The organism is Paenibacillus sp. FSL R7-0216 (assembly GCF_037969915.1).
In the GTDB taxonomy this organism is placed as follows: Bacteria; Bacillota; Bacilli; order Paenibacillales; family Paenibacillaceae; genus Fontibacillus; species Fontibacillus rhizolycopersici.
The window spans coordinates 4,765,043-4,791,336 of record NZ_CP150222.1 but is presented as its reverse complement, the minus strand read 5'-3'; the positions used below and the strand labels follow the sequence as shown (position 1 = coordinate 4,791,336).

Genomic DNA, 26,294 nt, shown 5'->3' with positions numbered 1-26,294 from the left:
TTTGCAGGAGGAGCTTCTGCTGAGGAAGAACAGATCCATACCGTAAAACTAAATGACATCAGCGTTGAATTACCTTAAGATCCTAATTTGTACGATTTCGTTAGGAACGAAACTTCCACTGAAGTAACAGTAACAGTTATTGAGAGATCTTCTGGAAAAGTTGAGACAACAATAGGAGAGTTGAAAGATAACAATTATTTTACTAGAGAAATTGCTCCAGCTGCTACTGACATCAAAACTATTTATCAGGACTATAACGATGGGTTTGCAATTGCGAGACTATACGCTGTTCTTTCAGTCTATAGTTCAGGTTCTTTTGGGCAAATTAATTCTGTGTTAGATACTTATTGGGCTAATGTAGGAGACGGCGTCTATACTATTGAAGATGCCCATGCAAATTCAGTTAGCGGTACGGGAAAATTCCCTACTAATAAGATCTCAGTGTCAGGTACCGCAGTAATTGATGTTGCTTTTGATCAAACAGGAGGTTTTGACCTAGCAGGTATAGGATATAGTTTAACTACTTCAAATCATTTCCGTAAGGCTATTCAAAAAGGTTACACATACACTTACGGTAACTAAAAAAAAAGAAATTTCATTAGCATGTTTCCGGAGCAACTCGATCCTTATGGAGAGAGTTGCTTTAATTATGGTTATGGATGTTTACTTATGACCAAATGTGAACATTCTGGAAAACTTGCGGATTTCGATTGAACATCGGGCGGTGAACAGGGATGATGGCATAGGAACAAGATCCATTCTGAACGGGAGTGAGTCGATGATATCCACATCTTCCCGCATGATCGGCGTGTTGCTGGCGCAAGTCGGCACGCCGTCTGAGCCGACCGCCAAGGCGGTACGGCCCTTTTTGCGCCGTTTTCTATCCGATCGGCGCGTCATCGATTACCCGCCGTTGCTGTGGCAGCCGCTGCTGCGCGGCGTGATCCTGGCCGTCCGCCCGAAGCGCTCGGCCAGATTGTACGCTAGCATTTGGGGGGACGAAGGGTCGCCCTTGATTTCGATCTCGCGCCTCCAGCAAGCCGGCCTGCAGCAGCGGCTCGGCGACCGTTATAAGGTCGAGCTGGGCTTCGCCTACAGCGAACCGGACATCGCCCAGGCGATGAGCCGCCTGGAAGCGGCGGGGGTGGACCGCATCCTCGTCCTGCCGCTGTACCCGCAGTACTCGTCAACGACCACCGCCGCTATCTATGATGCGGCTTGCTTCGCTGCCCTCGGCAAGGATCGGCGCACGGGGCCCTCCGCGAAGCGGTTCGTACCGGAGCTGCGCCTGGCGGGTGCGTTCTTCGACCATCCCGGCTACATTCGCGCAATGCAAATGCATCTAACGTCGCTGCTGCAGCGCCTTCCCCAACCGCCGGACCGGTTCCTGCTCAGCTTTCACGGCATTCCGCAGCGTTATGCGAATGGCGGCGACCCGTACCCGGAGCAGTGCCGGGAAACCGCGCGCCTTTTGGCGGAGGCCATGGGCTGGACGTCGGAGCAATGGGACCTTGCGTACCAATCGCGGTTTGGTCCGGAAACCTGGCTGGGCCCCTCCACGGGAGAACAACTGCAGCGTTTGGCCGACAGCGGGGCGAAACGCCCGCTGGTCTACGCGCCCGGGTTTGTGACCGACTGCCTGGAGACGCTGCATGAACTGGGGGTCGAAGCGAGGGAGGACTTCGCTGCCCGAACCGAAGGCGCTACGGGTGGCGACGGTTTAGTGGTCGCCCCTTGCCTGAACGATCAGCAGGAATGGCTAGATCTCCTAGCGGAGGTCGTGCGCAACAACGCGAAGGGTTGGACGGACACCTGAGCAAGTCTGAAACAGTAGGCCTTTAAAGGGAAGACATGCGAACGGAATGGCTATACTGTCAACAAGAGAGTACATAAGGAAAAGGGGTATCTGTTTTTATGGAACGTTTTTTTAAACTAAAAGAACACGGAACAACCATCAGAACCGAGCTGCTCGCCGGGTTAACCACCTTTTTGGCGATGGCTTACATCCTGGTGGTCAACCCCGCGGTGCTTAGCGCCGCGGGTGTTCCGTTTGATCAAGTTTTCATGGCGACGGTCATTGCTGCCGTAACAGGCACGCTGTTTATGGCGCTGTTCGCCGGTCATCCGATCGCCATTGCGCCCGGCATGGGGTTAAACGCCTATTTTACCAGCGTAGTGGCCAGCACTGGTTTGTCTTATCAGACCGTGCTCGGCACGGTGTTTTTTGCCGGCGTGCTGTTTCTGCTGTTGAGCTTGACCCAGCTGCGGGAAGCGCTAATTCGCGCGATTCCCGATTCGTTAAAGTTCGGGATTACCGCGGGAATCGGGTTATTCATAGCTTTTCTAGGCCTAAAAATGTCCGGTATCGTTGTGGCTAATCCAGATAATCTGGTCACTTTCGGCGATTTGCACCGTTCGGTGACCTTACTGACCTTGTTTGGTGTATTTGTCACGCTTGTCCTGATGGCCCGCCGCATTCCCGGCGCGTTGTTCATCGGTATGGCGCTGACCGCGGTGCTCGGCTATTTCACCGGCCAGCTGAAATTGGACGGCTTTGTCTCTGTACCTCCGGCCCCAGTGTTCTTCGATCTGGATTTGTCCAGCGTCTTTAGCCAAGGGTTGTATACGACCGTATTCGCGTTTTTGCTCGTGACGTTGTTCGATACGACCGGCACGCTGATCGGCGTCACCGAGCAAACCGGCGCAATGAAGAACGGAGAGCTTCCGCGGGCCAAGGCCGCGCTGCTTGCGGATGCGACGGCAACCACCGTCGGCTCGATGTTCGGCACAAGCCCGACGACCGCCTTCATTGAATCGACGACCGGCGTGGCTGCAGGCGGCCGCACAGGGCTGACGTCGCTCGTCGTAGCGGTTCTGTTTCTGTTGTCGATGTTCATCTCGCCGCTGGTCGGAGCGATCTCGGGTTTGCCGGCCATCACCGCCCCCGCGCTGATCATCGTCGGATGTTTCATGATGGAAGGGCTGGCCCGGATTCAATGGAAATCGTTCGACGAGGCGTTTCCGGCCTTTGCCATTCTCTTGATGATGCCGCTCACCGCGAGCATCGCCACCGGCATCGCCGTCGGGTTCATTACGTATCCCGTGATGAAGCTGGTCAGCGGCAAAGGGCGGGAGGTTCATCCGCTGCTTTACGTATTTGGCGTGATCTTCGTGATCCAGCTGGCCTTTTTCCCGGCGCACTAAGGAAATGAAGAAGATTTTGTTACCCGTTTTAACCTGGGTGAGACCCTTTTTTCGGCGGGCCGTCATATAATGAACGTGTAAGCCATACAATGGATATCCTGAGGCGATTCGATCGCCTGATGTGCTGAACATGGAAAGGCGGACCTGAGATGAAAAACTGGTTTGCAGCGCTGCTTCCATTAGCGCTGGTTGTGATGTTGCCTGCGTTCGACGCCAAGGCACCGGCATCGGCAGGATTCCTTGCTGGAGCGGGGAACCAAACAACAGCTGTCGGGACGGCGGAGATCCGGGTCCCGGAGACGATCACGGTCTATTTGAGCGCAGTCGATCTTGGAACCGGCGGTGGAACGCTGACCGGAGATCCGATCTTGTGGTATCAGGGGGAAGAAGCATCGGCCATCTTCGCTGAACGCGAACCGGATGCCGGGATCGATGGACCGCCGGACGGCTATTATATCGTGAATGACACCGAGGAAGCGATCGCGTACCCCGTTTCTCCGAATGCCGAGGTTCGGCTGCAGATTTATGACCGCACCGGTCAGCCGGAGGATATCGAGATCGTGGGGGATGAAGCGGTATCCTTGCAGAAATTCAGCGAGTTGTTCCGGAATACGGATCTGCTCGACCTTAGCCAATTTCCTTATCATCTGACTCTTAAGGACGGCCAAGTCGTGCGGATCGTGCAGCAATACGTTCCTTAACGCGAAACTTCCCTCGCCAAAATTAAGAAGCCCAAAGCCGGAGATCGATTCCGGCTTTTTTTATGTCAATGTTTGTCAACAAAAACGTGTAGCACTATTTTGTGATTGTAGTATAATATTTCCTTAGACGTAGTGCTTTGTACCTAAAGTTTTCCAGCCATTAGGGTTGTGGTATAGCCTCACATCAAGGGGGTAAAGTATGGATGGATACCCATCAAATTCATAACAAGAACGTCTGGATGCTGAGGCTGCTCGCTGGCTTTTTTGCCATTTCCAGTTTGCTCCTCATGATCGTCAACCGGAACCTCGATGCGGAAATCCCGCTTCTGGGCGGTTCGATGCTCTTGGTGCTGGGCGGAATGGTCGGCAGCCGCAAATGGCCGCGTTTTACGATGGTACTGACCATCGTCATGCTGTCCGTTTATCTCAACGTGATGGTCATGAAGGACATGACCGTGACGAGTTATATATTTTTGGGATTGCTGCCGCTCCTCAGCTTGATTTATCTCAATTATGCGGCGGTTGTCTTGGCAGGCACGCTTCACTTGGGATCGGGTCTATATTATGTTTTTGCCCACAGGGAGCTATTATTCAGCGGACAATTGAATCTGAACGACGCTATGTATTTCTTGGTTTACGGATTGTTTATCCTTTTGTTCACGGCCATCTATATCCTGGTAACCAAGAAATTGTCCCAACGCGCCGAAGACAGCGAGCGGCGTTTGCGCGATATCCTTGAAAGCGTATCCGTTGGAATCTGGACCTATGATTTCAGTACAATGGAACTTGAGGTCTCCGACGGTTTTGAGCAAATTACCGGGTATTCGAACCAAAGCTTGAAGGGTCAGGTCACCCGTTTGCAGGCGATGATCCACCCCGAGGACCTAGGCTTGTTCTACGAGGTCCAGCAGGAATTGATTATCCAAAGGTCCAGCTCGGTGATCGAGTGCCGGATCGTTCGGCCGGACGGGGAGATTAAATGGATTCAGGGCCGAGGGCGACCCCATTTCAACTCGCTTGGGAACCTCGTGCGCCTGGAAGGAGTTGTCATCGAAATTACCGAGCGGAAGCATCTGGAGGAAACGATTCATTTCTTGGCGTTTCACGATGAGCTGACCGGACTAGCGAACCGGACGAAGTTTGCCTCAAGATTTGCAGAAGTGAAGGGGCAGGGCGAGCCGGTGGCGTTGATGTTTCTGGACCTGGACAATTTTAAGGAAGTGAACGACACATTTGGGCATGAAGCCGGGGATGAATTGCTAAAGCATATCGCTGGCCGGCTTGTTTCTTTGGTGCGGTCCGAGGATATGGTGTGCCGCTTGGGCGGGGATGAATTCGTCATTTTATTAGTGGACTTGAGTGAGGACGGAGTCTTAAAAGTCATGGAACGCATTCGGACAAGCCTGGCTGAAGGTTATATGTACCGCGGAATCCAAGTTGGCGTTTCGGCAAGTATAGGCATTAGTATGTCGCCGGACGGGGATGCCAGCTTGGAGGACATGCTCCGACTTGCCGATGCCACGATGTATGACGTTAAACGGGGCGGCGACTCCATCCGGCTTACCGCCGAACGGAACATGCCGCTGCCCAGCTGACCTACTTCTTCGTGCCTCTGTTTTCTTTTCGTTCTAAATAAACAGCCCCCAGCCACTGGCTTGCGGCAAACAGCACTACCATACCGAGGATCAGCAGAAAACGGTTGTCCCCTTTGCGCAGCAGCAGTTGCAGAAGGAACAGGGCAACCGCCACCTCGGTCCACATCAGGCCACGTTTACGCAGCGCCTTGAGGTCGTACGTCCCGGAACTCATTTTCCGTAGATTCCATACGGCGACGACGCCCAGAACGAGGAGAAAAATCAATGATCCGATCCAATCTTCTCTAGAAAATATAGACAATATGCGAACCCCTCTTCAATCGGTTGTAAGTACGACTTACTTTGCATTTTAGCTTAACCAATCGGGTCTGGCAAACCGGCGGGGGTTCAAGCCTTGGGCATGCGCGTTTGTCAAGGACATATCCAACAGCCATTATTTTAAAAATAAGATATCTTCTTTTTAACTAGACAAAAAAGAGGATGATGGAGAATGGCGATCACCAAATTTCTCAAGCTGGTCGAAATCCAGACCAAGGCGGCAAGCATGATTCCGCTGTTGTTCGGCACGATTTACGCCGTCTACCGGTTCCATGTATTCGAAACTTGGCATTTTGTGCTCATGCTGATTTCCCTGTTAAGCTTTGACATGACCACGACAGCGATCAATAATTATTACGATTACAAAAAAGCTGCTCGCAAGCATGGCTACGGGTACGAAACGCACAACGCGATCGTGAAATACAACATGAATCCGGCGGCGGTGCTGACCTTGATTATTTTAATGTTTCTCATCGCGGTGACTGCTGGGGTGATCCTGTTCCTTCAAACCGGGTGGCTGCTGCTGTTGCTCGGCGGATTGTCTTTTGCGGTGGGCATCTTGTACTCCTTCGGGCCGATTCCGATTTCCCGAATGCCGCTGGGAGAAATATTTTCCGGCTTGTTCATGGGATTTGTTATTATATTTGTATCGGCTTACGTCCATGCGGGCGACCGTTTGGCGTCGTTGACGCTGGAGGGTGGCACGGTGACGCTGCAGGTCCATTTAGTTGAGACACTGTTGGTATTCCTGATCTCCATCCCAGCGATCCTAGGGATCGCGAACATCATGCTGGCCAACAACATTTGCGATATGGAAGAGGATATCGAAAATAAACGCTACACCTTGCCGGTGTACATCGGGAAAGGACCGGCGCTGATCCTGTTTAAACTGCTCTATTATGCGGCCTACGTGGATGTGGTTGTACTAGCCATCCTGGGGGTTAACCCGTTCATCCTGCTGCTGGTGCTTATTACCGTGGTGCCGGTGTCGAAAAATATCAAAACGTTTACCGCACAGCCTACCAAGCAGTTTACGTTTGGCTTGTCGGTGCAAAATTTCCTGCTGACCAATGCGGCGCGCATTGTCGCGCTGGGCATCGCCGTCGTTCTCACCTTCTGACTCTTTGAACGATGGCGGCGCAACCTCGCGATCCCTGCCTTCGCTTGCGTTAGCTTAACATGAGGCGGAGGCGAAGGACGAGATGGACAAGATTCGGTTTGGCCTAATCGGCGGAGGCTGGCGGGCAGAGTTTTATTTGCGGATTGCCCGCGCGCTGCCGGAGCGTTTTGAAGTCAGCGAGATCTATATGCGGGACGAAGCGAAAGGCCGGGAAGCCACCCAAATCTGGGGCGTCCCGGTTACTTCGCGTCTCGAGGCGTTCCTGGAGCGGCGCAACTTCGATTTCGCCGTGTTGTCGCTGCCCCGCGCAGTCACGCCGGACTTCCTGATCCGGCTCAGCGAGGCGGGCATCCCCGTCTTGACGGAGACGCCGCCGGCGGCCGATTTGGACGGGCTGCACCGGCTCTATGAAGCGGTGGGCCCCGCAGCACAAATCCAGGTGGCCGAGCAGTTCCTGTTCCAGCCGATGCATGCGGCCCGCTTAGCCATTGCACGATCCGGCCTGCTGGGCGAGGTGTCGCATGTGCAGGTCTCCGCGGGGCATGGCTACCACGGCATCAGCTTGATCCGGCAGCTGCTCGGAGTGGGATTCGAGGAAGCGGAGATTCGCGGGGAGCAGATTACTTCCCCGCTGGTGCAAGGCCCCGGCCGCGGCGGGTGGCCGACCGAGGAGCGGATCGTCTCCTCGGCCCAGACAATCGCGCTGCTGCGTTTCGGCGAGCGGACGGCCTTGTTCGATTTCACCTACGATCAATATTTCTCGCCGATCCGACGCCATCGCGTGCTGGTGCGCGGAGACCGGGGTGAAATGGAGGGCACGGAGCTGCGCTATCTCCGTGACTACCGCACCCCGGTGGAGCTGCAGCTGCGCCGGGTGGATGCCGGCCAAGACGGCAGCCTCTTGGGTTATTACCACGAAGGTGTGTTGGCCGGCCCGGACTGGGTCTACGAGAATCCGTTCCGTCCCGGGCGGCTCAGCGACGAAGAGATCGCCATCGCCACTAGCCTGGACCGGATGGGACGTTACGTGCAGGGAGGCCCCTCTTTCTATAGCCTAGCGGAGGCCGCACAGGACCAATACCTCTCGCTGATGCTTGAGGAAGCCGTTCGATCCGGTCAGACGGTGCGAACCGAACGCCAGCCTTGGGCAACAAGGCAACCCTAAACCCTAAACGCAAACAAAGAGCCGCCCGGTTGATGCCGGACGGCTCTTTCTGCGTTTTGACGAAACGGTTAGTGTCGTTTCCTTGGGGCGATCATGACGCCTGCGCCGATGGCGATCAAGGCGATGGCCAGAACGGGCTGACCGAAGATCAGCCGATTGTACAGCGAACCTAGCGAGAACACGGCGAAAAACAACAGCGACAGCACCGTCAAAATGTTGATCGGGATCAGCAGGTACCGGTTGCGGTTGCCGAACCAATAGAACTCGAACAAACCGACGGCCGGGGCCAGAATGAAACCTGGCCACAAATACTCCCAGCTGTTGAACAACGTAGCTAGTTGGCAGACGAGACCCACGGTGAACAGGATTCCTCCGGGGATGAGGAGTCCCGTTGCCTTGCGATCGGTCACCGAGAAATACATCCAGTGGAAGAACAAGCCGAGCGGAAGGACAAATAAGGTGGGCCAGAAGTTGCCGAATAGCGTTCCCGCGCTGATCGCTTCCTTGCGGAAGAAGAGGAGGTAGATACCGAGCAAGATGAGCGCGGGACCGATCCATGATTTTTTATTCAAATTCATATCCAATCTCCTTTGCCTATGTACTTAACTGATAACAGCATACTACAAAAGCGCAAGGATGACTTCAGTCTCTAGGGGAGCCGAGAAACTGGACCTAAGTCCAGTCTAACTGTCGAGAATAAAAACGGCCCGGGGAAGAAACGCTAACCTAAGGAATAGGCAGAGCGACCTTTCCCATCCATTATCAAACGCTCAGGAGGTTAGAACGACATGGAAAATAACAAGCAACAACGGAAACCCGGCACCGGAAACGGCAGCAGCAACGGGCAGAACCAAACGACCGGTAATGGAGGAGAAGCGGATAACGGCCGCTTGGCCACGATCAAGAACCACCGTACCGAAGGCGGAGAGACGTTAAACGAATTTATTTCCGGCGAAGATAAGTACGAGGGATAAGTGGAAAAAAGCCGAAAGCCGCTGCACAGGATCCTGTGCAGCGGCTTTCTTGCGCAGGTTATTTTTGCGTGCTATGCTGCTTGGTCGAAAGCTGACCGGCGGGGTTACCGTGGCCGCGTTTTTTATTCTTGGCTTGCTTCTGTTGCTGATCCTGAACCTTCTCGACGAATTCGTGCAGATTTTCCATGAGGTCGATCGTCTCCTTGGCTGAAGTGTAGTTGTGATCCCATTTTCCTTGATTACTATTCCCCGTTCCCGCGTTTTTCATCAGGCGACGGACTCTATACTTGCTATCGCCGGACAGGTACAATGAAGGGGACAACTACGGGAAAAGAGGGTGCAAACCATGGAACATAGCAACAATCGTCAACTGCGATGGGGGATCGTCGGCGGCGCAGGCATCGCGATCAATGCAGTGATGCCGGCGATTCAGCAGTCTGCCACGGGTAGCCTTGCTGCGGTCGCCAGTCGCAACCTGGACAAAAGCCGGGAGGTTGCCGATCGATTCGGCATCTCTAAAGCATATGGCAGCTATGAAGAGCTGCTTACGGATAAGGATATCGACGCCGTGTATATCCCGCTCCCTAACCATTTACATAAAGAATGGGCGATTCGCGCGATCGAGGCCGGCAAGCATGTGTTATGCGAGAAGCCGATCGCGCTGACGGCCGCCGAGGCCGAAGAAATGGCGGCAGCCGCCGCCAAAGCTGGCGTTATGCTGGCGGAAGCGTTTATGTACCGCCATCATCCGCGTTGGAGTCGAATTCGCGCCATCCTGGACGGCGGCGAGATCGGCGAACTCCGCGCGATCCGCGGGGCATTTACGTTCAACAACGCCGAGGATCTAGCCAACATCCGGTTAAAGCCGGAATGGGGCGGCGGCTCGTTGTACGATGTCGGCTGCTACCCGCTCAGCGCGGCGCGGTTCCTACTCGGCCAAGAGCCGGAAGCGGTCACGGTGTTGGCCCAGTTCTCCGACCGGCACGGCGGCGTCGACATGATGGCTTCCGGGCTCGCGGAATTCCCCGGCGGCGTTGGGCTGACGTTCGACTGCGGCATGTGGACGGAACACCGTCAGCTCCTGGAAATCGTCGGCTCGGAAGGGACGATCGAGCTGCCGTTGGCTTTCACCGCCGGCGGAGAGGACGCCGCGTTTACCGTTACCGTGCGCGGGGAGAAACGTACGGAGAAGCCGGAGGCGATCAATCCCTACGTGGCCGAGCTGGATGATTTCGCCGCCGCTGTGTTTGGCGAACGTCCGCAGAGCTTCGCCCCGGCCGACGCCGTCAAGGGCATGGCCGTGCTGGAAGCCTGCCTGACTTCGGCGAGAGAGAGACGGCGGGTCGAGTTGTAGATGATTTGAGTGAAGGAACACCGGGCATTCGCTCGGCTCAGGACACTCCGGTAGGGGGCTGGGCTCGAGGGAATGCCTTTTTGTCATGTAGCATTTCAATTTTAAAATGGTTGACAGTGCCAAAAACGAGACGGTATAATTCAAACTAATTGATAATGAATATCATTATCATAAATCGTCTGTCCTGCCGGCAGCGAGAAACTTGAACTTCCTCATGGCCAGAGGAAGGACAGTAAGGACGAAGATTATGAAGAAAACTTATATGGCAGTGCTGCTGGTTGCTCTATCCCTTGTCTCTTTGTTTATCGGAGTCGGGGAGCTGTCCCTAGCCGCCCTGCTGCGTTTCGATCCGGAACAATGGGAACTCTTGCGCATCAGCCGGATTCCCCGGTTAATCAGTATTCTCATCGCCGGAGTCAGCATGAGCATCGTCGGTTTGATTATGCAGCAGCTGACCCGCAACAAATTCGTATCCCCGACGACGGCGGGAACGATGGACTCGGCGAGCTTTGGCATTATGGTATCGCTGCTTGTCTTTACGACCGCAGGGCCGCTCGTCAAGATGTCCGTCGCCTTTGGGTTTGCTTTGCTGGGTACGTATCTTTTTATGGCGATTCTCAATCGGGTGAAATACAAGGATGCCATCTTCATCCCGCTGGTCGGGCTGATGTTCGGCGGCATCGTGGAATCGGCAACGACCTTTTTCGCTTACAAATACAATTTGATTCAGAGCATGTCCGCTTGGCTGTACGGAGATTTCTCCATGATCATGCAGGGCCGATACGAGCTGCTGTATATCAGTGTCCCGCTTGTGGTGCTCTCCTACGTTTACGCCAATAAATTTACGGTGGCAGGCATGGGTGAGGAGTTTTCCGTCAATCTCGGATTGAACTACAGACAGGTCGTCAATATCGGATTGGGCCTGGTGGCGCTCGTGACGGCTGTTGTCGTGCTGACGGTGGGGTCGATTCCTTTTCTTGGACTCATCATTCCAAACCTGGTCACGATGTTCCGCGGAGACAACCTGAAAGATAATTTGACCCATACAGCTTTGCTGGGCGCAGTCTTCGTGCTGGCCTGCGACATCTTGGGTCGAGTCATCATCTATCCGTACGAAATCTCGATCGGCCTGACCGTCGGGGTGATCGGAAGCGGGATCTTCCTGTATCTGCTGATGAGGAGAAGGACCTATGAGTCATAACGCCAAACTATGGACCCTTGTCGGCATCGCCGTTCTGCTTGCGATCGTTTTTATGACGATCGATGCGGGAGGACAGTGGGACTACATATTACCGCGGCGGGGCAAGAAACTATTTGCCATCCTTCTCACGGGTACCGCCATCGCCTTTTCCACGGTCGTGTTCCAGACGATTACGAACAACCGGATCTTGACGCCGAGTATCATTGGGCTGGATTCGCTTTACATGCTGTTGCAGACGGTGATCGTCTTCCTGATCGGCGGCACGGCTTTGACGATGATGAGCAAAAATTTGCGTTTTGTCATGGCGGTTGGATTGATGGTTGTGTTTGCGATGCTGCTCTACCGCATGCTGTTTCGTAGGGAAGGGCGCAACATTTACCACCTTCTGTTGATCGGGATTATCTTCGGGACGTTCTTCTCCAGCGTGACTTCCTTTCTGCAGAAGCTGATCGACCCGAATGAATTCCTGGTCATCCAGGACAAAATGTTCGCCAGCTTTAACAACGTCAATTCCGATTTATTGTTGATTTCGCTGGCAGGGGTGCTGTTGGTGGCGATCTATTTTACGAGATTCGCGAAATATTTGGATGTGCTGTCCTTGGGACGGGATCATGCGGTGAACCTCGGCGTCAGCTATGAGTATGTCGTCAAGCGGATGCTGATCGTCGTGGCGGTTCTGATTTCGATTTCGACGGCGTTGGTCGGACCGATTACGTTCCTTGGCCTATTGGTTGCCAATGTGGCGTACCAGTTCCTGAACACCTACCGCCATAAGACGTTGATTCTCGGCGCGTCCCTGATTGGCTTTATCGCTCTGGTTGGCGGGCAGCTGATCGTTGAGAGGGTGTTTACCTTCTCCACTTCGCTTAGTGTCATCATCAACTTTGCCGGCGGGGTGTACTTCATCTATCTGCTGCTAAAGGAGAATAAATCGTGGTAAAGGTCAGTGGATTAACCAAACATTATGGCGGCAAAAAAGTCGTCGACAACGTTTCGCTGGAGATTGCCAAGGGCAAGATCACTTCCTTTATCGGACCCAACGGAGCGGGGAAAAGCACCCTACTGTCCATGATCAGCCGGCTCATTGCCAAGGACGCGGGAGAGATCCAGATCGAGGGCCGGGAAATCGGCAAGTGGAAAAGCGGGGAGCTTGCCAAGAAAATTTCGATTCTCAAGCAATCCAACCATATCAATATTCGGCTTACGGTGCGGGATCTCGTCAATTTCGGGAGATTCCCGTATTCGCAGGGGCGCCTGACGAAGGAAGACGAAGCCTATGTCGACGAAGCGCTCCGTTACATGCATTTGGAATCGATGCAGCACAAGTTTCTGGACGAATTAAGCGGCGGGCAGAAGCAACGGGCGTTCATTGCCATGGTCATCGCGCAGAACACCGAATATGTGCTGCTCGACGAACCTTTGAACAATCTGGATATGAACCATTCGGTGCAAATCATGAAGGTGTTGCGCCGATTGGTGGACGAATTAGGGAAAACGGTGATATTGGTCATCCACGACATCAACTTTGCCTCCTGCTACTCCGATTACATCGTGGCGCTGAAAGAGGGCAAGGTGGTCAAGGAAGGCCCGACAGATGAAATTATCGAACCGTCCGTGCTTCGGGAGGTTTACGATATGGACATTCCGGTTCAGGAGATCGACGGCAACAAAATATGCGTGTATTTTCATTCCATATGACTAGATTAGGGGGAGTTTGAAAAGTGAAGGCGAAGAAAATTACGTTTATGCTTGCTACATTAACGTTGGTATTTGCGCTTGCGGCATGCGGCGCGAACAACAATAGCAGTAATGGTGGGAATAAGGGCGGCGGTAATGAAACGGCGTCCGGCACCAATACGGCGGAGCCGGTAACGGCAGCGCCTGCGGAGAATGAGGAAATGACGATCAAGCATCAACTCGGGGAAGCGACCTTGAAGAAGAATCCGGCGAAGGTCGTCGTATTCGACTACGGTACGCTCGAAACGCTCGATAAGCTTGGCGTAGAGATTGCGGCCGTACCTCAGGGGAATTTGCCAAGCCATCTGGAGAAATATAACGACAGCAAATACACCAACGCGGGTACGTTGTTCGAGCCGGATTTCGAGAAGCTGAATGCGTTGAAGCCGGACGTGATTTTCATCTCCGGACGGTCTTCCGAAGCTTACGAGGAGTTGAACAAGATCGCACCGACGATCTTCTTGGGCGTGGATACGCAGCGCTATATGGAGTCCTTCACGGAGAACGTGAAGACGATCGGTGAACTCTTCGGCAAAGAAGCGGAAGCCGAGAAGGAGTTGGCAGCCATCAATGATTCGGTTACAGCGGTGAATGAGCTAGCTTCGTCTGGCGGCAAGAAGGGGCTGATCATCCTGACGACCGGCGGTAAGGTCAGCGCGTTTGGTCCAGGTTCGCGCTTTGGCATTATTCATGATGTATTGGGTGTCACGCCGGTGGATGAGAGCATTAAGGTCGATACCCACGGGAACTCGATCTCCTTCGAATTCGTAGCCGAGAAAAACCCGGATTACCTCTTTGTCGTAGACCGCGATGCGGTCGTCACTGAGGAAGGCAAACAGGCGACGCCTGCCAAGGAAATCGTTGAGAACGATCTCGTCAAGAAGACGAATGCTTATAAAGACGGCAAGATCGTGTATCTTGACCCGAGTTATTGGTACCTCTCCGGCGGCGGGTTGATCTCTGTGCCGGAAATGATTAAGGAAGTGCAGGAAGGGATTCAGTAAATCAAAACGCGGGCTGCATGGGAATTCCCATTGCAACCCGCTTTTTTGTTTGCTAACGGACTCAGGAGCCCTTATTCCGGCCAGCAACGGTCAATTAGCTCTTAAAAGGACCCAATAAGGGCTTTGGGGTCCGTTAGCAGAGAAATCGACGAGTGAGATGTTAGCGCACGTGCATCTCGTTCGGATGCGAGCCTTTGCGGCGGTTGAGGTTCAAGTCGCTAATCCGCTCCATTTCGGCATCCGTAAGGTTGAAGTCAAATACGTTGAAGTTCTCTTCGATCCGCGTTGGGGTGACCGATTTCGGAATGACGATCGTGTTATTCTGCAGATGCCAGCGGAGCACGACCTGAGCCGGCGTCTTCCCGTGAGCTTCAGCGATGGATTTGACCACCGTATCAGAGAGCACCTCGCCGCCTTGCTCCAGCGGACTCCAGGCTTCAACGAAGATGTCGTGTGTGGCACAGAAAGCTTTCAGCTCGTTCTGAGCCAGATGCGGATGGCATTCCACCTGGTTCAACACCGGTTTGATTTCCGTTTCCTTCAACAGGCGCTCCAGATGCTCGATCTCGAAGTTACATACCCCAATCGCTTTGACGCGTCCGTCACGGTACAGCTTCTCAAGCGCTTTGTATGTCTCTACATATTGATCCACTTGCGGCATCGGCCAGTGAATCAGGTACAAATCGACATAATCAAGCCCAAGTCTCGCCAGGCTTTCGTCATAGGCGCGCAGCGTATTGTCGTAGCCTTGATCGCTGTTCCATACCTTCGTAGTAATGAATAGCTTCTCGCGAGCAATGCCGGCTTGCTTGATCGCTTTGCCGACGCCAACCTCGTTGCGGTAAATCATCGCCGTATCGATCGAGGTATAGCCTACCTCCAGCGCCTTGGCCACTGCGGCTGTAGCTCCTTCGTCCGGCACCTGCCAAACCCCAAACCCCAGCTGGGGCATTTGCAATCCGTTATTTAAAGTTACGAAATCCATCGGTGTCGCTCCTTCTCTGTCTGCTACTTAATTTCAGGGTGAGTATAGCATTCTCGGATAGGGTTTTCAAATGGCGGAGGTGAATCGGAGACGGCGGTAGATTCTTCATCGAGCCCTCATGGAACCTTCATACAGCCCGGAAGGGGACATGTTACTATTTATTATAGATTTTAGAATAAGTCTAAGTGCAATAACAAATTGAAGGGATGATAGATTGAATGGATAACCGGTTGACAACGAATCAAGGAGCCCCGGTAGGCGATAATCAAAATTCACGTACGGCAGGTGGACGCGGCCCCACGTTGCTGGAGGATTACCATCTGCTCGAGAAGCTGGGTCACTTTGACCGCGAACGGATTCCAGAACGCGTCGTACATGCACGTGGGGCGGGTGCCCATGGCGTATTCGTGGCGGAACGCAGCATGGCAGCGTACACGAAAGCCCATTTTCTGCAGGAGGCCGGTCGTGAAACTCCGGTGTTTGTCCGCTTCTCTACGGTCATTCACGGTCAAGGTTCCCCAGAGACGGCCCGAGATCCGCGAGGGTTTGCGGTGAAATTTTATACGGAGGAGGGCAATTACGATTTGGTGGGCAACCATATTCCGGTCTTCTTTATCCGTGATGCGATCAAATTCCCGGATATGGTTCACTCGCTGAAGCCTGCACCGGATACGAACATCCAGGACCCGGCGCGGTATTGGGATTTTATGACCCTGTCGACCGAATCCACTCATATGATGACTTGGGTATTTTCGGACCATGGGACACCGGCGAATTACCGCCAAATGGATGGCTTTGGCGTCCACGCATTTAAATGGATCAATGCCGAAGGCAAGATTACGTATGTAAAATACACCTGGAAATCGAAGCAGGGTGTGAAAACTCTCTCGGCAGCCGAAGTTCAAGAAGTGCAAGGCCGTGATTTTAATCATGCGACACGTGACCTGCACGAGCATATCGCGAACGGAGAATTCCCGCAATGGGAGTTGAACGTGCAATTGATGCCGGTGGAGGATTTGGACCTCTGGAGCTTCGACCCGCTTGATCCAACGAAGGTATGGCCGGAGGATCATTATCCGCTGGTGAAGATCGGTACGATGACGCTGAACCGTAACCCCGATAACTTCTTCGCGGAGGTGGAGCAGTCGGCCTTCTCGCCAAGCGTGCTCGTTCCCGGGATCGAACCATCCGAGGATAAGTTGCTGCAGGGCCGGTTATTCTCTTATCCGGACACCCAGCGTTATCGGCTCGGCGCTAACTACCTGCAAATTCCGGTTAACTGCCCGTATGCTTCCGTACGTAACCATCAGCGGGACGGCCTCATGAATATCAAGCAAGATCCGTCGCCGATCAACTATGAACCCAACAGCTTCGACAGCAGTCCCAAGGAAGATCCGGCCTACCGAGATAGCGTGGTACCGGTCAGCGGACATATCGGTCGCGAGAAAATTGCGAAAACCGACGATTTCACCCAAGCAGGCGAGCTGTACCGGAGTTTCACGGCCGAAGAGAAGGATCACCTTATCGCCAACCTGGTGAACGATCTGAAGCAGACGCCGGAGCAAGTCCAATTGCGTGCCGTGTGCAACTTCTTCCGCGGGGACAGGGAATACGGCATGCGTCTTGCGCAAGGGCTCGGCGTGGATATCAGTAGCTTTATTCCCTCCAATTCCCAGGGATAACGAATCCCTTTTAAATAAAGAAGGCATTTTCCGCACCCATAGGGTTCGGGGAATGCCTTTTTGTGTGAGGAATCTTCCGCTTTCATTAGGAAATCTATGGTAAACTGGGGGCAGTGGAAAGGGGATGAATCGATGACTACAACAAAGGATCCGGTGATTAGACTGACGGATTTACGTATGAGCTACGGAGGACGCCAAGTTCTGAACGGCGTTGATTTGGAGGTGTATCCGGGGCAGATTATCGGTTACATCGGGCCAAACGGAGCGGGTAAGAGCACGACGGTCAAGATTATGCTTGGCCTGGTTGAAGGTTATCAGGGGGAGGTGCAAGTCTTTGGGCAGCATCCCGGAGACGGCGGCATCGATTACAAGAAGCGAATCGGATACGTGCCGGAAATCGCCGAACTTTACGATACGCTGACGGCAAGAGAATATTTGACCTTCATTGGCGAGCTGTACGGGTTATCCGCCGATGACGCAGAGATGAAAGCTAGGCGAATGATGACGGAGTTTAGTTTGGGGGACGTGTTTAACTCCCGGGTTACGACGTTCTCCAAAGGGATGAAGCAAAAGGTGCTGCTCATTTCCAGTCTGCTGCACAATCCGGACGTGCTGTTTCTGGACGAGCCGCTGAGCGGCCTTGACGCCAACAGTGTCATGGTTGTTAAGGAAATGCTTGCTCTACTGGCTGCTCAAGGCAAAGCCATTTTTTATTCGTCTCATATTATGGACGTGGTCGAGAAGATTAGCAGCCGAATCGTCCTGTTAGATGGAGGCCGCATTGTGGCCGACGGCAGCTTTGACGAGTTGAAGGAACAAAACCACGAAGGGTCGTTGGAACAGATTTTCAACCAATTGACCGGGTTCAACGAGCATCAGGATATCGCCGGACGTCTCGTGTCTATCGTGCAAGAGGTGTAGCTTATGGAAGAGATGAAGAGCTTGCGAGTGTTGGACCGATTCCGCGGATTATTCGTGAAAATGGGCGTGGACTACCCCGTGATGCGACGAATTCTTCAGGTCAAGCTGACGATGGACGCTAGAAGAGTGCCAACGATGGTGAATAAATCGAGGAAGAAGCAGCAAGCCGAAGCCGAGGACGGGAATCAGTTCTTGCGTTCGCTTTGGTTATACGTTATTTTTGGCGGACTCAGCTCGATGTTTGTATTGATGGGGGACAATTTGCTGTTTCAGATGAGCATCCTGTTCGGCATTATGATGTTTATGGTCATGACCGCGATGATTTCCGATTTCTCCTCGGTGCTGCTGGACATCCGGGATCGGAGTATCCTGGCGACCAAGCCGGTAAACCGCCGCACGATTACGATGGCGAAGACAGTACATATTTTTATTTATTTGTTTTTTCTGACCGGAGCGATCGCAATTATTCCGCTGGTGGTCGGACTGTTTCGGCAGGGGATCGGTTTCTTTGCCTTGATGCTGCTGGAACTGATCCTGATGGACTTGCTGATCGTGGTGCTGACCGCGCTGCTATATTTGGTTGTCTTGCGCTTTTTTGACGGCGAGAAGCTGAAAGATATGATCAATTACGTGCAGATCGGCATGACAATCACCATTGCGGTGGGGTATCAGGTGTTGGTCCGACTATTTGATTTTACGGCTATGGATGTTGTCTTTAAGCCGGCGTGGTGGCAGTACCTGCTGCCTCCGGTATGGGTCGGTGCCTCCTTTCAAACGGTGCTGCATCCGGGGGGAGGTTTAAGCTATGCCGGGCTGGCGGGATTGTCCATCCTTGTTCCGTTGGCGGCCTTTCTGCTGTACCTGAAGCTGATGCCGGCGCTGGAGCGAAACCTGCAGAAGCTGGCGGAGCCTAGTGCCAAGGTCACGAAGGGTTCGGGGAAGGCGCTGCGCCGAATAGCGGATCTTCTTTGCTCTACGCCGCAGGAAAGCGCATTTTTTCGATTTGCCTGGTCATTGATGGGCACAGAGCGGGAATTTAAGTTGAAGGTATACCCTTCCTTGGGCTTTGCGATCGTGTTTCCCTTTATCTTCTTGTTCTCGAATGGGCTGAATCAAGGGTTGGAGGGGATATCGGGCACCCGGATGTATTTGTTCATTTATTTTAGCGGTATCATGCTGCCCACGATCATCATGATGCTGCGCTACTCAAGCCGATATAAGGCGGCCTGGATCTACCAGACGGCCCCGATTTCCGGTGAAGCGCCGATCTACAAGGGGGCTTTGAAGGCCTGCCTGGTCCGGTTGATGTTGCCCTTGTACTTGGTGGAGGCTGCGATATTCGCAGTGTTGTTCGGAGTTTCCATTCTGCCGGACCTGATCGTAGCAGGACTGGCGATGCAATGTTTCGCCATACTTTGTTTTCTATCCCTACGCAAGGGTCTCCCTTTCTCGGAGCCGTTCGAAGCGGCGGGGCAACAAAATCAAACTTTCGTCATCATGGGGCTCATGCTGCTGCTGGGCGGGTTCGGCTTGCTGCACTGGCTGGCAACGATCATTCCATTTGGGGTTGTTGCCTATGGCGTCCTGATGATCGCAGGGGCATGGTTGGGTTGGAGGATGGCCTTCCGGATGCGTGTTACGGAAAAGGAGGGAGCGCCAAATGGCAACTAACGCCAGCGGGCCGCGGATTCGTCGCGAAAAGACAACCGTGGCCCTGATGATAGCGTTGTATTGCCGTAAAATGCACGGTGCCAACGGGCAGGCCGACCTGCGGCAACCGCGTGCCGCCCGTGTTGAAGCAACCTCTTTATGCGCTGAATGCGCCGAGCTTCACCGATATGCCGAGCAGCGGCTGGACCGCTGCCGGTTCGGGGAAGGCAAGACAACCTGCTTGGCATGCCCCGTGCACTGCTATGCGGCCATCCAGCGGGAGCAAATCCGCAGGGTGATGGCTTTTGCCGGACCGCGGATGTTATGGCATCACCCGATTTTAGCGGTGAGACACCTGCTCGATGGGCAAAAGAAAGCCATTTCACAGGAATGTCAAAATTCAGCAACTACCAAAAAACGTTGATCTGATGCGGTTTTTTTCGCAAAAATAGCAATTGTGACATTTCTCATGTGATTTCTGTCACAAAATTATTATTTTTTGTCCGTTCGTTTTCATCATCCGGTGATAGAATTCACATTAGATAATAATCATTAGAAAGTAGGGAAAAGAAATGCTGGATCCGATTGTGCTTGCTCGCCTTCAGTTTGCAGTGACAACGATTTTCCATTTCTTCTTCGTCCCGGTATCCATCGGTCTGGTGCTGCTCATCGCGATCATGGAAACCATGTACGTTGCCAAGGGGAAAGAAGAATACAAACGGATGGCGAAGTTCTGGGGGAAACTGTTCCTTATCAATTTTGCGGTAGGGGTCGTGACGGGGATTCTTCAGGAATTCCAGTTCGGCATGAACTGGTCGGATTATTCCCGGTTCGTCGGGGACGTTTTCGGTGCGCCGCTGGCGATCGAAGCGCTGTTTGCTTTCTTTATGGAATCGACGTTTATCGGACTTTGGATTTTCGGTTGGGACCGTTTATCCAAGAAGGTCCATCTGCTGTGCATCTGGCTGGTCGCTTTGGGAACGACGGTTTCGGCGCTTTGGATTCTGGCCGCCAACTCGTTTATGCAGCATCCGGTCGGTTTTGAGGTGAATAATGGACGTGCGGAGATGAACGATTTCTTCGCATTGGTCACCAATGGACAATTGCTGGTGGAGTTCCCGCACACGGTTCTGGGCGCTTTTGCCACTGGGGCTTTCCTGATCGCCGGGGTCAGTGCGTATAAAATGTTAAGACGTCAGGATACCGCCTTCTTCAAAAAATCGTTTACGATCGGCATCATCGTCGCATTGATCGCTTCGTTTGGGACGGCGTTGTTCGGTCACCAACAAGCGCAATATTTGGTCAAGACGCAGCCGATGAAAATGGCCGCCTCTGAAGGCCTTTGGGGCAAGTCGGGCGACCCTGCGCCTTGGACGTTGTATGCCCATATCGATTCGAACGATGGCAAGAACAATTTTGAAATCAAAATTCCTTACCTGCTGAGCTTCCTGTCCTACAGCAAGTTCTCCGGCGAGGTCAAAGGCATGCACGAGCTGCAAGCCGAATACGAGCAAGCTTACGGTCCTGGGGACTACATTCCCCCTGTTCGGACGACCTTCTGGAGCTTCCGGATCATGATCGCCGCCGGCTGCTTGATGATCGTGCTTGGGTTGTACGGCGCGTATCTGGCTTGGCGCAAAAAGCTCGATAATCCGAACACCTGGTTTTACCGCTTTATGTTGTGGTCGATTTCATTGCCGTTTATCGCGAACACTTCCGGCTGGATCATGACGGAATTCGGACGTCAGCCGTGGACGGTATTTGGGCTAATGCAGACGAAAGACAGCGTTTCGCCAAGCGTAACGGGCGGACAGATCCTGTTCTCGCTGATAGCCTTTACAGCGATCTATTCGGTGCTCGGTGCCGTGTTGGTTTACCTGTTCGTGAAAGTCATCAAGAAGGGACCGAATGACGAAACGGGAGACGGCGCGGATCATTCGGCGGATCCATTCGGTAAGGAGGGATATCATGCTGTCTCTTAATGAGCTCTGGTTTGTCCTTGTCGCGGTGTTGTTTATCGGTTTCTTCTTCCTGGAAGGTTTTGACTTCGGGGTGGGGATGAGTACCAAGTTTTTGGCTAAAAATGATATGGAACGACGCGTCCTGATCAATTCGATCGGACCGTTCTGGGATGCGAACGAGGTTTGGCTGTTGACGGCCGGCGGCGCAATGTTTGCCGCTTTCCCGAACTGGTACGCCACTTTGTTTAGCGGATATTATACTCCGCTGGTCGTATTGCTGCTTGCCTTGATTGCGCGGGGCGTTGCCTTTGAGTTCCGCGGTAAAGTGGATAGCGGGAAATGGAAGGGGACTTGGGACTGGGCGGTTTTCATCGGAAGCCTGCTGCCTCCGTTCCTGCTGGGCGTCGTATTCTCCGGCTTGCTGAAAGGGTTGCCGATCGGCGAAGACATGGAAATGAAAGCCGGATTGTTCGATATGGTTAACCTGTATACCTTGGTTGGCGGCATTACGGTCGTGATGCTTTGCCTCGTGCATGGGCTGCTATTCGCTTCCTTGCGGACAACCGGGAGCTTGCAGGAACGGGCCCGCAAGCTAGCTCATAAGCTGCTCATTCCGCTCGCCGCCCTGTTTGTGATCTTCGGCGTGATGACGTACTTCGAAACCGACGTGTTTGAAGTGCGCGGTGTGTTGATCAGCTTAGTAGCGGTCCTGGGCGTCGCCGCCTTCGTGCTGGCTGGCTGGTTCATCCGTAAACAAAGAGACGGCTGGGCGTTTGGGATGACGGGCGCGATGATCGTGTTGTCGATCGCTGCGGTATTTGTCGGCTTGTTCCCACGGGTCATGGTCAGCTCGATCAGCGATGCCTTCTCCTTAACGATCGATAACGCGGCCTCCGGGCACTACTCCCTGAAGGTCATGACCATCGTGGCGTTAAGCCTGCTACCGTTCGTGCTGGGTTATCAAATTTGGAGTTATTTCGTCTTCCATAAACGCGTACACGAGAAGGAGCATTTGGAATATTAATGGGACGCGGATTAATGAAAATCACGGGGATCAAGCAGGTCATGGGGTTCATGGCCTTGCTGACCCTGGTTCAAAGCTTTGCAATCATCTGGCAGGCCAAATGGTTGGCGGAGATCGTCTCCGCTCTGTTTGCCGGGGCCAAGCTGCAGGAGCAAGCCGGCGGGGCCGGTTTGTTCCTGCTTGCTTTTATCGTGCGGCAGGTCTGTGGCATGCTGCAGCAGAGAACGGCGTACGCTTTTGCCGAGGAGACGGGTCGTACCCTGCGGGAGCGGGTACTGGAGAAGTTGTTCCAGTTGGGGCCGCGGTTTGCCGGAACGGAAGGAACCGGAAATTTGGTAACTCTCGTCTTGGAAGGCGTGACGAAATATCGTAATTATCTGGAGTTGTTTATTCCGCGCATGCTGGCAACGGGTTTAACGCCGGTTCTGATTTTGGCCTATGTTTACAAGTTGGATCTGGCTTCCGGGATTATTCTGACGCTGACAATGCCGATCCTAATCGCCTTTATGATCCTGATCGGGCTTGCGGCGCGCAAGCAAACCGAACGTCAGTTGAAATCCTATCGCACCTTATCGAATCATTTCGTTGATTCGCTGCGCGGGCTGGAAACGTTGAAATTCTTAGGGCGCAGCAAAGCGCATGTGACTTCGATCGAGCGGGTTAGCGACTCCTATCGGTCGGCAACGATGCGAACGCTGCGGGTGGCATTCTTGTCCTCATTTGCCTTGGATTTCATTACGATGTTATCGGTCGCTTCGGTGGCAGTCAGCTTGGGACTGCGGTTGGTTGATGGCGATATGGTGCTGCTACCGGCATTAACCGTGCTGATTCTGGCGCCGGAATATTTCTTGCCGGTGCGGATGGTCGGTGCCGATTTCCACGCGACGCAGGACGGCAAAGCCGCCGGGGAAGCGATGAATGAGATCATCGCCGCGGTGGACGAAGAGGCGGCTAAGGCCGCGCCGGTTCCGGCGGAAACGGTCTGGACCTGGACACCGGAGAGCACGCTGAGTTTGCGTGGGGTTGGGGTGATCCACGAGGAGGAAGCCCATCCGTCGTTGACGGAGGTGAACCTGACGCTGGGCGGCATGGGCACCATTGGGATTATCGGCGAGAGTGGTGCCGGTAAATCAACGTTGATCGACGTGCTCGGCGGCTTCTTGCGGCCGACCTCGGGCCGGTTCGCGCTGAACGGAACGGAGCTGGGCGATTTGACGTCGTCGGGCTGGCGGGAGCAGATCACTTATATCCCTCAGAACCCGTATATTTTCAGCGGATCATTGGCGGACAATATCCGCTTTAACGCGCCGGAAGCGACGCGGGAAGAGGTGGAGCGCGCGGCAACGGCGGCCGGATTGGACGGGCTCATTCGCGGCTTGCCGGGCGGGCTCAACGAGCTTATTGGCGGCGGCGGCCGGCCGTTGAGCGGCGGCCAGGAACAGCGCGTGGCGCTCGCCCGGGCCTTGCTCAGCCGGCGGCCTATCATTCTGCTCGACGAACCTACGGCGCATTTGGATATCGAGACGGAATATGAACTTAAGAATACGATGCTGCCTCTGTTTGAGGGGAAGTTGGTCCTCCTCGCGACCCATCGGCTGCACTGGATGCGTGAAATGGACCGCATCGTGGTGATGGAGCAGGGCCGAGTGGCGGAAGCGGGGACGCATACCGAGCTGATGGCCAAGCGGGGAGCGTATTATCGGTTGGCATCGGCGCAGCGGGGGGAGATCGTATGAAGCAGGAATCCTGGATTCGGCCCTATTTTCGATGGTATCGCGGTAGGTTTAGCTTATATCTTATTCTGGGCGTGCTCACGCTGCTTTCTGCCGGGATGCTGATGTTTACTTCCGGCTTCTTGATCTCCAAGTCGGCGATGCAGCCTTATAATATATTGCTTGTATATGTACCGATCGTCGGCGTGCGCACGTTCGGAATCAGTCGGGCAGTGATCCATTATGTCGAACGGCTGGTTGGTCATGATACCGTGCTGCGAATCTTGGCGAAAATGCGCGTGCGCCTCTATCGCGTGCTGGAACCGCAAGCGTTGTTCATCCGCTCCCGTTTTCGGACGGGGGATATTCTTGGCGCCCTTGCCGATGATATCGAGCAGCTGCAAAACGTGTATATCCGCACTGTGTTCCCTAGCGTTGTGGCGCTGATCTTGTATGCCGCAGCAGTGATTGCCATGGGCGTGTTCGACGTCGCGTTTGCGCTGTTGTTGGCAGCGTACATTTTCGTGCTTGTCGCGGTGCTTCCTTACCTCTCATTGCGGTTAACGCGGCGGACAAACGAGGAGGTTAAGCGCGAGCGGAACGGGCTGTACCAGAAGTTGACCGATGCCGTGATGGGGATCGGCGATTGGGTGATCAGCGGTCGGACGGCGGAATTCCTCGCGTCGTATGAGCAAGATGAGGCTGCGGTGGCTCGCAAGGACCGTAAACTGCGGGCTTGGGCCCGCTGGCGCAGCTTCATCGGTCATCTCGTCGTCGGCCTCGTCGTGATCTCGATGGTATACTGGGCCGGCGGCGAAACGGCAGCCGGACGGATCGACGCCACGCTGATCGCGGCGTTCGTGTTGATCGTGTTCCCGCTGTCGGACGCGTTTCTGCCCGTGTCCGAAGCGGTGGAGCGCACGCCGCAGTACCGCGTGTCGCTGGACCGGCTCGCCCGGATCTCGGGCGAGGGTGCCAGCGTCAGCGCGCCTGGCGATGCGGTGCCCGCTGCGGCGGGCGATGCCGTCTCGCGCACCGCTGACGTTCGGCTGCGGGACGTCCGCTTCGCCTACGCGGCGGAAGACGCCGATTCGGTAGACGGCGTCTCGCTGGATCTTCCGCAGGGCAAGCGGGTGATGGTGATCGGCCGCAGCGGCGCCGGCAAGTCGACGCTGCTGAAGCTGATCCAAGGCGCGCTTGCCCCTAGCCACGGGACGGTGCAGATCAACGGTATCCCAGCCGCCGCCTACGGCGACCGGATGCCGGAGGTGATCTCCGTCCTGAACCAAAGCCCCCACCTGTTCGACACGACGGTGGCGAACAACATTCGGCTCGGCCGTCCGGCGGCGACGGACGAGGAGATCGGCCGGGCCGCGCAGGCGGCGCAGCTCGGCCCGCTGGTTGCATCGCTGCCGCGGGGGATGAACACGCCGATGCGTGAAACGGGTCGGCGGTTCTCCGGCGGCGAACGGCAGCGCGTGGCCCTGGCGCGGATCCTCCTGCAGGATACGCCGGTGCTCATCCTCGATGAGCCGACGGTCGGTCTCGATCCGCGCACCGAACGCGAGCTGCTGGCGACGATCTTCCGCACGACGCAAGGCAAGTCGCTGATCTGGGTAACGCATCACCTCGTCGGCGCTGAACGGATGGACGAGATCGTGTTCATGGAGCATGGACGGGTCGTCATGCGCGGCAGCCATGCGGAGCTGCTGGCTCGTGAGCCGCGGTACCGCAATCTGTACCGGTTGGATTGTCCGGAGGAGTAAGACACATACTGAGAGTAGGCGGCGATGCTAGGGAAACCGGCGTCGCCGTTTTTTTATGCAGCAAGGTTGGCTGAACTGCAAAAGTGCATTTCATTTCCGTGAAATTCTCCATATGAGCCTATTGAGATGCAAATGTGCAGTTGATTTCAACCTAATCGACCTAGTACGGCCTGAATAGTTGAAAAGAACGCAGTAAACCTCCTATTTTCCTTACGCATAT

Annotated in this window: 25 protein-coding genes; 21 read left to right on the top strand and 4 right to left on the bottom strand. The window is 54.3% G+C overall.

The features are described from left to right. The first annotated feature begins 180 nt into the window (after window positions 1–180). From MKZ15_RS22045 to MKZ15_RS22025, 5 genes are all read left to right on the top strand, one after another. Window positions 181–582 carry a hypothetical protein gene (locus MKZ15_RS22045; RefSeq protein ID WP_339818192.1) on the top strand — a complete coding sequence of 134 codons (402 nt, stop codon included), beginning with the start codon at window positions 181–183 and terminating at the stop codon, window positions 580–582. Window positions 583–778: 196 nt separating this feature from the next. Continuing rightward, window positions 779–1,816, top strand: a complete 1,038-nt coding sequence (gene hemH, locus MKZ15_RS22040) for a ferrochelatase (protein ID WP_339818189.1) — start codon at window positions 779–781, stop codon at window positions 1,814–1,816. Between the two features lie 98 nt (window positions 1,817–1,914). Then, the gene (locus MKZ15_RS22035) at window positions 1,915–3,204 is read left to right on the top strand and encodes an NCS2 family permease (RefSeq protein ID WP_339818185.1); all 1,290 of its coding nucleotides are present in this window, start codon (window positions 1,915–1,917) and stop codon (window positions 3,202–3,204) included. A 149-nt stretch (window positions 3,205–3,353) separates the two neighbouring features. Further along, the gene (locus tag MKZ15_RS22030) at window positions 3,354–3,905 is read left to right on the top strand and encodes a hypothetical protein (protein ID WP_339818182.1); all 552 of its coding nucleotides are present in this window, start codon (window positions 3,354–3,356) and stop codon (window positions 3,903–3,905) included. A 203-nt stretch (window positions 3,906–4,108) separates the two neighbouring features. After that, window positions 4,109–5,500, top strand: coding sequence for a sensor domain-containing diguanylate cyclase (locus MKZ15_RS22025; protein ID WP_193417033.1), 1,392 nt, complete (start codon window positions 4,109–4,111; stop codon window positions 5,498–5,500). 1 nt (window position 5,501) lies between these two features. Here the strand turns inward: MKZ15_RS22025 and MKZ15_RS22020 are convergent, their stop codons facing one another. Next, window positions 5,502–5,801 carry a hypothetical protein gene (locus MKZ15_RS22020; RefSeq protein ID WP_155604861.1) on the bottom strand — a complete coding sequence of 100 codons (300 nt, stop codon included), beginning with the start codon at window positions 5,799–5,801 and terminating at the stop codon, window positions 5,502–5,504. Window positions 5,802–5,990: 189 nt separating this feature from the next. Here MKZ15_RS22020 and menA point away from each other — a divergent pair, with 189 nt between their 5' ends. Together menA and MKZ15_RS22010 are read left to right on the top strand one after the other, a co-directional pair. Then, entirely contained in the window at window positions 5,991–6,938 is a 948-nt protein-coding gene (menA, locus tag MKZ15_RS22015; protein ID WP_155604862.1) for a 1,4-dihydroxy-2-naphthoate polyprenyltransferase, read from the top strand. A gap of 82 nt (window positions 6,939–7,020) precedes the next feature. Continuing rightward, window positions 7,021–8,103 carry a Gfo/Idh/MocA family oxidoreductase gene (locus tag MKZ15_RS22010; RefSeq protein WP_339818179.1) on the top strand — a complete coding sequence of 361 codons (1,083 nt, stop codon included), beginning with the start codon at window positions 7,021–7,023 and terminating at the stop codon, window positions 8,101–8,103. Window positions 8,104–8,171: 68 nt separating this feature from the next. Here MKZ15_RS22010 and MKZ15_RS22005 read toward each other — a convergent pair whose 3' ends face one another. After that, window positions 8,172–8,681: a hypothetical protein gene (locus MKZ15_RS22005; RefSeq protein ID WP_193417036.1), complete on the bottom strand. Its 510-nt coding sequence runs from the start codon at window positions 8,679–8,681 to the stop codon at window positions 8,172–8,174. Between the two features lie 210 nt (window positions 8,682–8,891). Between MKZ15_RS22005 and MKZ15_RS22000 the strand changes: the two genes are divergently transcribed. After that, window positions 8,892–9,077, top strand: coding sequence for a hypothetical protein (locus MKZ15_RS22000; RefSeq protein ID WP_155604864.1), 186 nt, complete (start codon window positions 8,892–8,894; stop codon window positions 9,075–9,077). A gap of 58 nt (window positions 9,078–9,135) precedes the next feature. Here MKZ15_RS22000 and MKZ15_RS21995 read toward each other — a convergent pair whose 3' ends face one another. Beyond that, on the bottom strand, window positions 9,136–9,345 hold the full coding sequence (locus MKZ15_RS21995; RefSeq protein WP_240908599.1) for a DUF4023 family protein: 210 nt from the start codon (window positions 9,343–9,345) through the stop codon (window positions 9,136–9,138). 78 nt (window positions 9,346–9,423) lie between these two features. On the opposite strand from MKZ15_RS21995, the gene MKZ15_RS21990 reads away from it, so the two are divergent. The 5 genes from MKZ15_RS21990 to MKZ15_RS21970 all read left to right on the top strand — a co-directional run bounded on the left by MKZ15_RS21990 (window position 9,424) and on the right by MKZ15_RS21970 (window position 14,373). Beyond that, window positions 9,424–10,431 carry a Gfo/Idh/MocA family oxidoreductase gene (locus MKZ15_RS21990; RefSeq protein ID WP_339818174.1) on the top strand — a complete coding sequence of 336 codons (1,008 nt, stop codon included), beginning with the start codon at window positions 9,424–9,426 and terminating at the stop codon, window positions 10,429–10,431. Window positions 10,432–10,678: 247 nt separating this feature from the next. Beyond that, the gene (locus MKZ15_RS21985; protein ID WP_339818171.1) at window positions 10,679–11,632 is read left to right on the top strand and encodes an ABC transporter permease; all 954 of its coding nucleotides are present in this window, start codon (window positions 10,679–10,681) and stop codon (window positions 11,630–11,632) included. After that, a complete protein-coding gene (locus tag MKZ15_RS21980; protein WP_339818168.1) occupies window positions 11,622–12,572 on the top strand; it encodes an iron chelate uptake ABC transporter family permease subunit in 951 nt (316 codons plus the stop codon). Before MKZ15_RS21985 ends, MKZ15_RS21980 begins: the two co-directional genes overlap by 11 nt. After that, window positions 12,566–13,330, top strand: coding sequence for an ABC transporter ATP-binding protein (locus MKZ15_RS21975; protein ID WP_213622271.1), 765 nt, complete (start codon window positions 12,566–12,568; stop codon window positions 13,328–13,330). Before MKZ15_RS21980 ends, MKZ15_RS21975 begins: the two co-directional genes overlap by 7 nt. 47 nt (window positions 13,331–13,377) lie before the next feature. After that, the gene (locus MKZ15_RS21970) at window positions 13,378–14,373 is read left to right on the top strand and encodes a siderophore ABC transporter substrate-binding protein (protein WP_339822551.1); all 996 of its coding nucleotides are present in this window, start codon (window positions 13,378–13,380) and stop codon (window positions 14,371–14,373) included. Window positions 14,374–14,533: 160 nt separating this feature from the next. Here the strand turns inward: MKZ15_RS21970 and MKZ15_RS21965 are convergent, their stop codons facing one another. Next, window positions 14,534–15,358, bottom strand: coding sequence for an aldo/keto reductase (locus tag MKZ15_RS21965; protein WP_339818163.1), 825 nt, complete (start codon window positions 15,356–15,358; stop codon window positions 14,534–14,536). A 218-nt stretch (window positions 15,359–15,576) separates the two neighbouring features. Between MKZ15_RS21965 and MKZ15_RS21960 the strand changes: the two genes are divergently transcribed. The 8 genes from MKZ15_RS21960 to cydC all read left to right on the top strand — a co-directional run bounded on the left by MKZ15_RS21960 (window position 15,577) and on the right by cydC (window position 26,074). Next, complete coding sequence (locus MKZ15_RS21960; protein ID WP_339818161.1) at window positions 15,577–17,040, top strand: catalase; 1,464 nt, start codon at window positions 15,577–15,579, stop codon at window positions 17,038–17,040. A 132-nt stretch (window positions 17,041–17,172) separates the two neighbouring features. Further along, window positions 17,173–17,961, top strand: a complete 789-nt coding sequence (locus MKZ15_RS21955) for an ABC transporter ATP-binding protein (protein WP_193417043.1) — start codon at window positions 17,173–17,175, stop codon at window positions 17,959–17,961. Between the two features lie 3 nt (window positions 17,962–17,964). Next, the gene (locus MKZ15_RS21950) at window positions 17,965–19,632 is read left to right on the top strand and encodes a hypothetical protein (protein WP_339818158.1); all 1,668 of its coding nucleotides are present in this window, start codon (window positions 17,965–17,967) and stop codon (window positions 19,630–19,632) included. After that, window positions 19,622–20,035 (top strand): nitrous oxide-stimulated promoter family protein, encoded by a 414-nt coding sequence (locus MKZ15_RS21945; RefSeq protein ID WP_155604872.1) that lies wholly within the window; start codon window positions 19,622–19,624, stop codon window positions 20,033–20,035. The genes MKZ15_RS21950 and MKZ15_RS21945 overlap by 11 nt, the downstream gene beginning before the upstream one ends. 151 nt (window positions 20,036–20,186) lie before the next feature. Continuing rightward, window positions 20,187–21,593, top strand: a complete 1,407-nt coding sequence (locus MKZ15_RS21940; protein WP_339822548.1) for a cytochrome ubiquinol oxidase subunit I — start codon at window positions 20,187–20,189, stop codon at window positions 21,591–21,593. Beyond that, window positions 21,580–22,596 carry a cytochrome d ubiquinol oxidase subunit II gene (gene cydB / locus MKZ15_RS21935; protein ID WP_213622266.1) on the top strand — a complete coding sequence of 339 codons (1,017 nt, stop codon included), beginning with the start codon at window positions 21,580–21,582 and terminating at the stop codon, window positions 22,594–22,596. The genes MKZ15_RS21940 and cydB overlap by 14 nt, the downstream gene beginning before the upstream one ends. Further along, entirely contained in the window at window positions 22,596–24,332 is a 1,737-nt protein-coding gene (cydD, locus tag MKZ15_RS21930) for a thiol reductant ABC exporter subunit CydD (protein WP_339818154.1), read from the top strand. Before cydB ends, cydD begins: the two co-directional genes overlap by 1 nt. After that, the gene (gene cydC, locus MKZ15_RS21925; RefSeq protein WP_339818152.1) at window positions 24,329–26,074 is read left to right on the top strand and encodes a thiol reductant ABC exporter subunit CydC; all 1,746 of its coding nucleotides are present in this window, start codon (window positions 24,329–24,331) and stop codon (window positions 26,072–26,074) included. Before cydD ends, cydC begins: the two co-directional genes overlap by 4 nt. The last annotated feature ends 220 nt before the right edge of the window (window positions 26,075–26,294 follow it).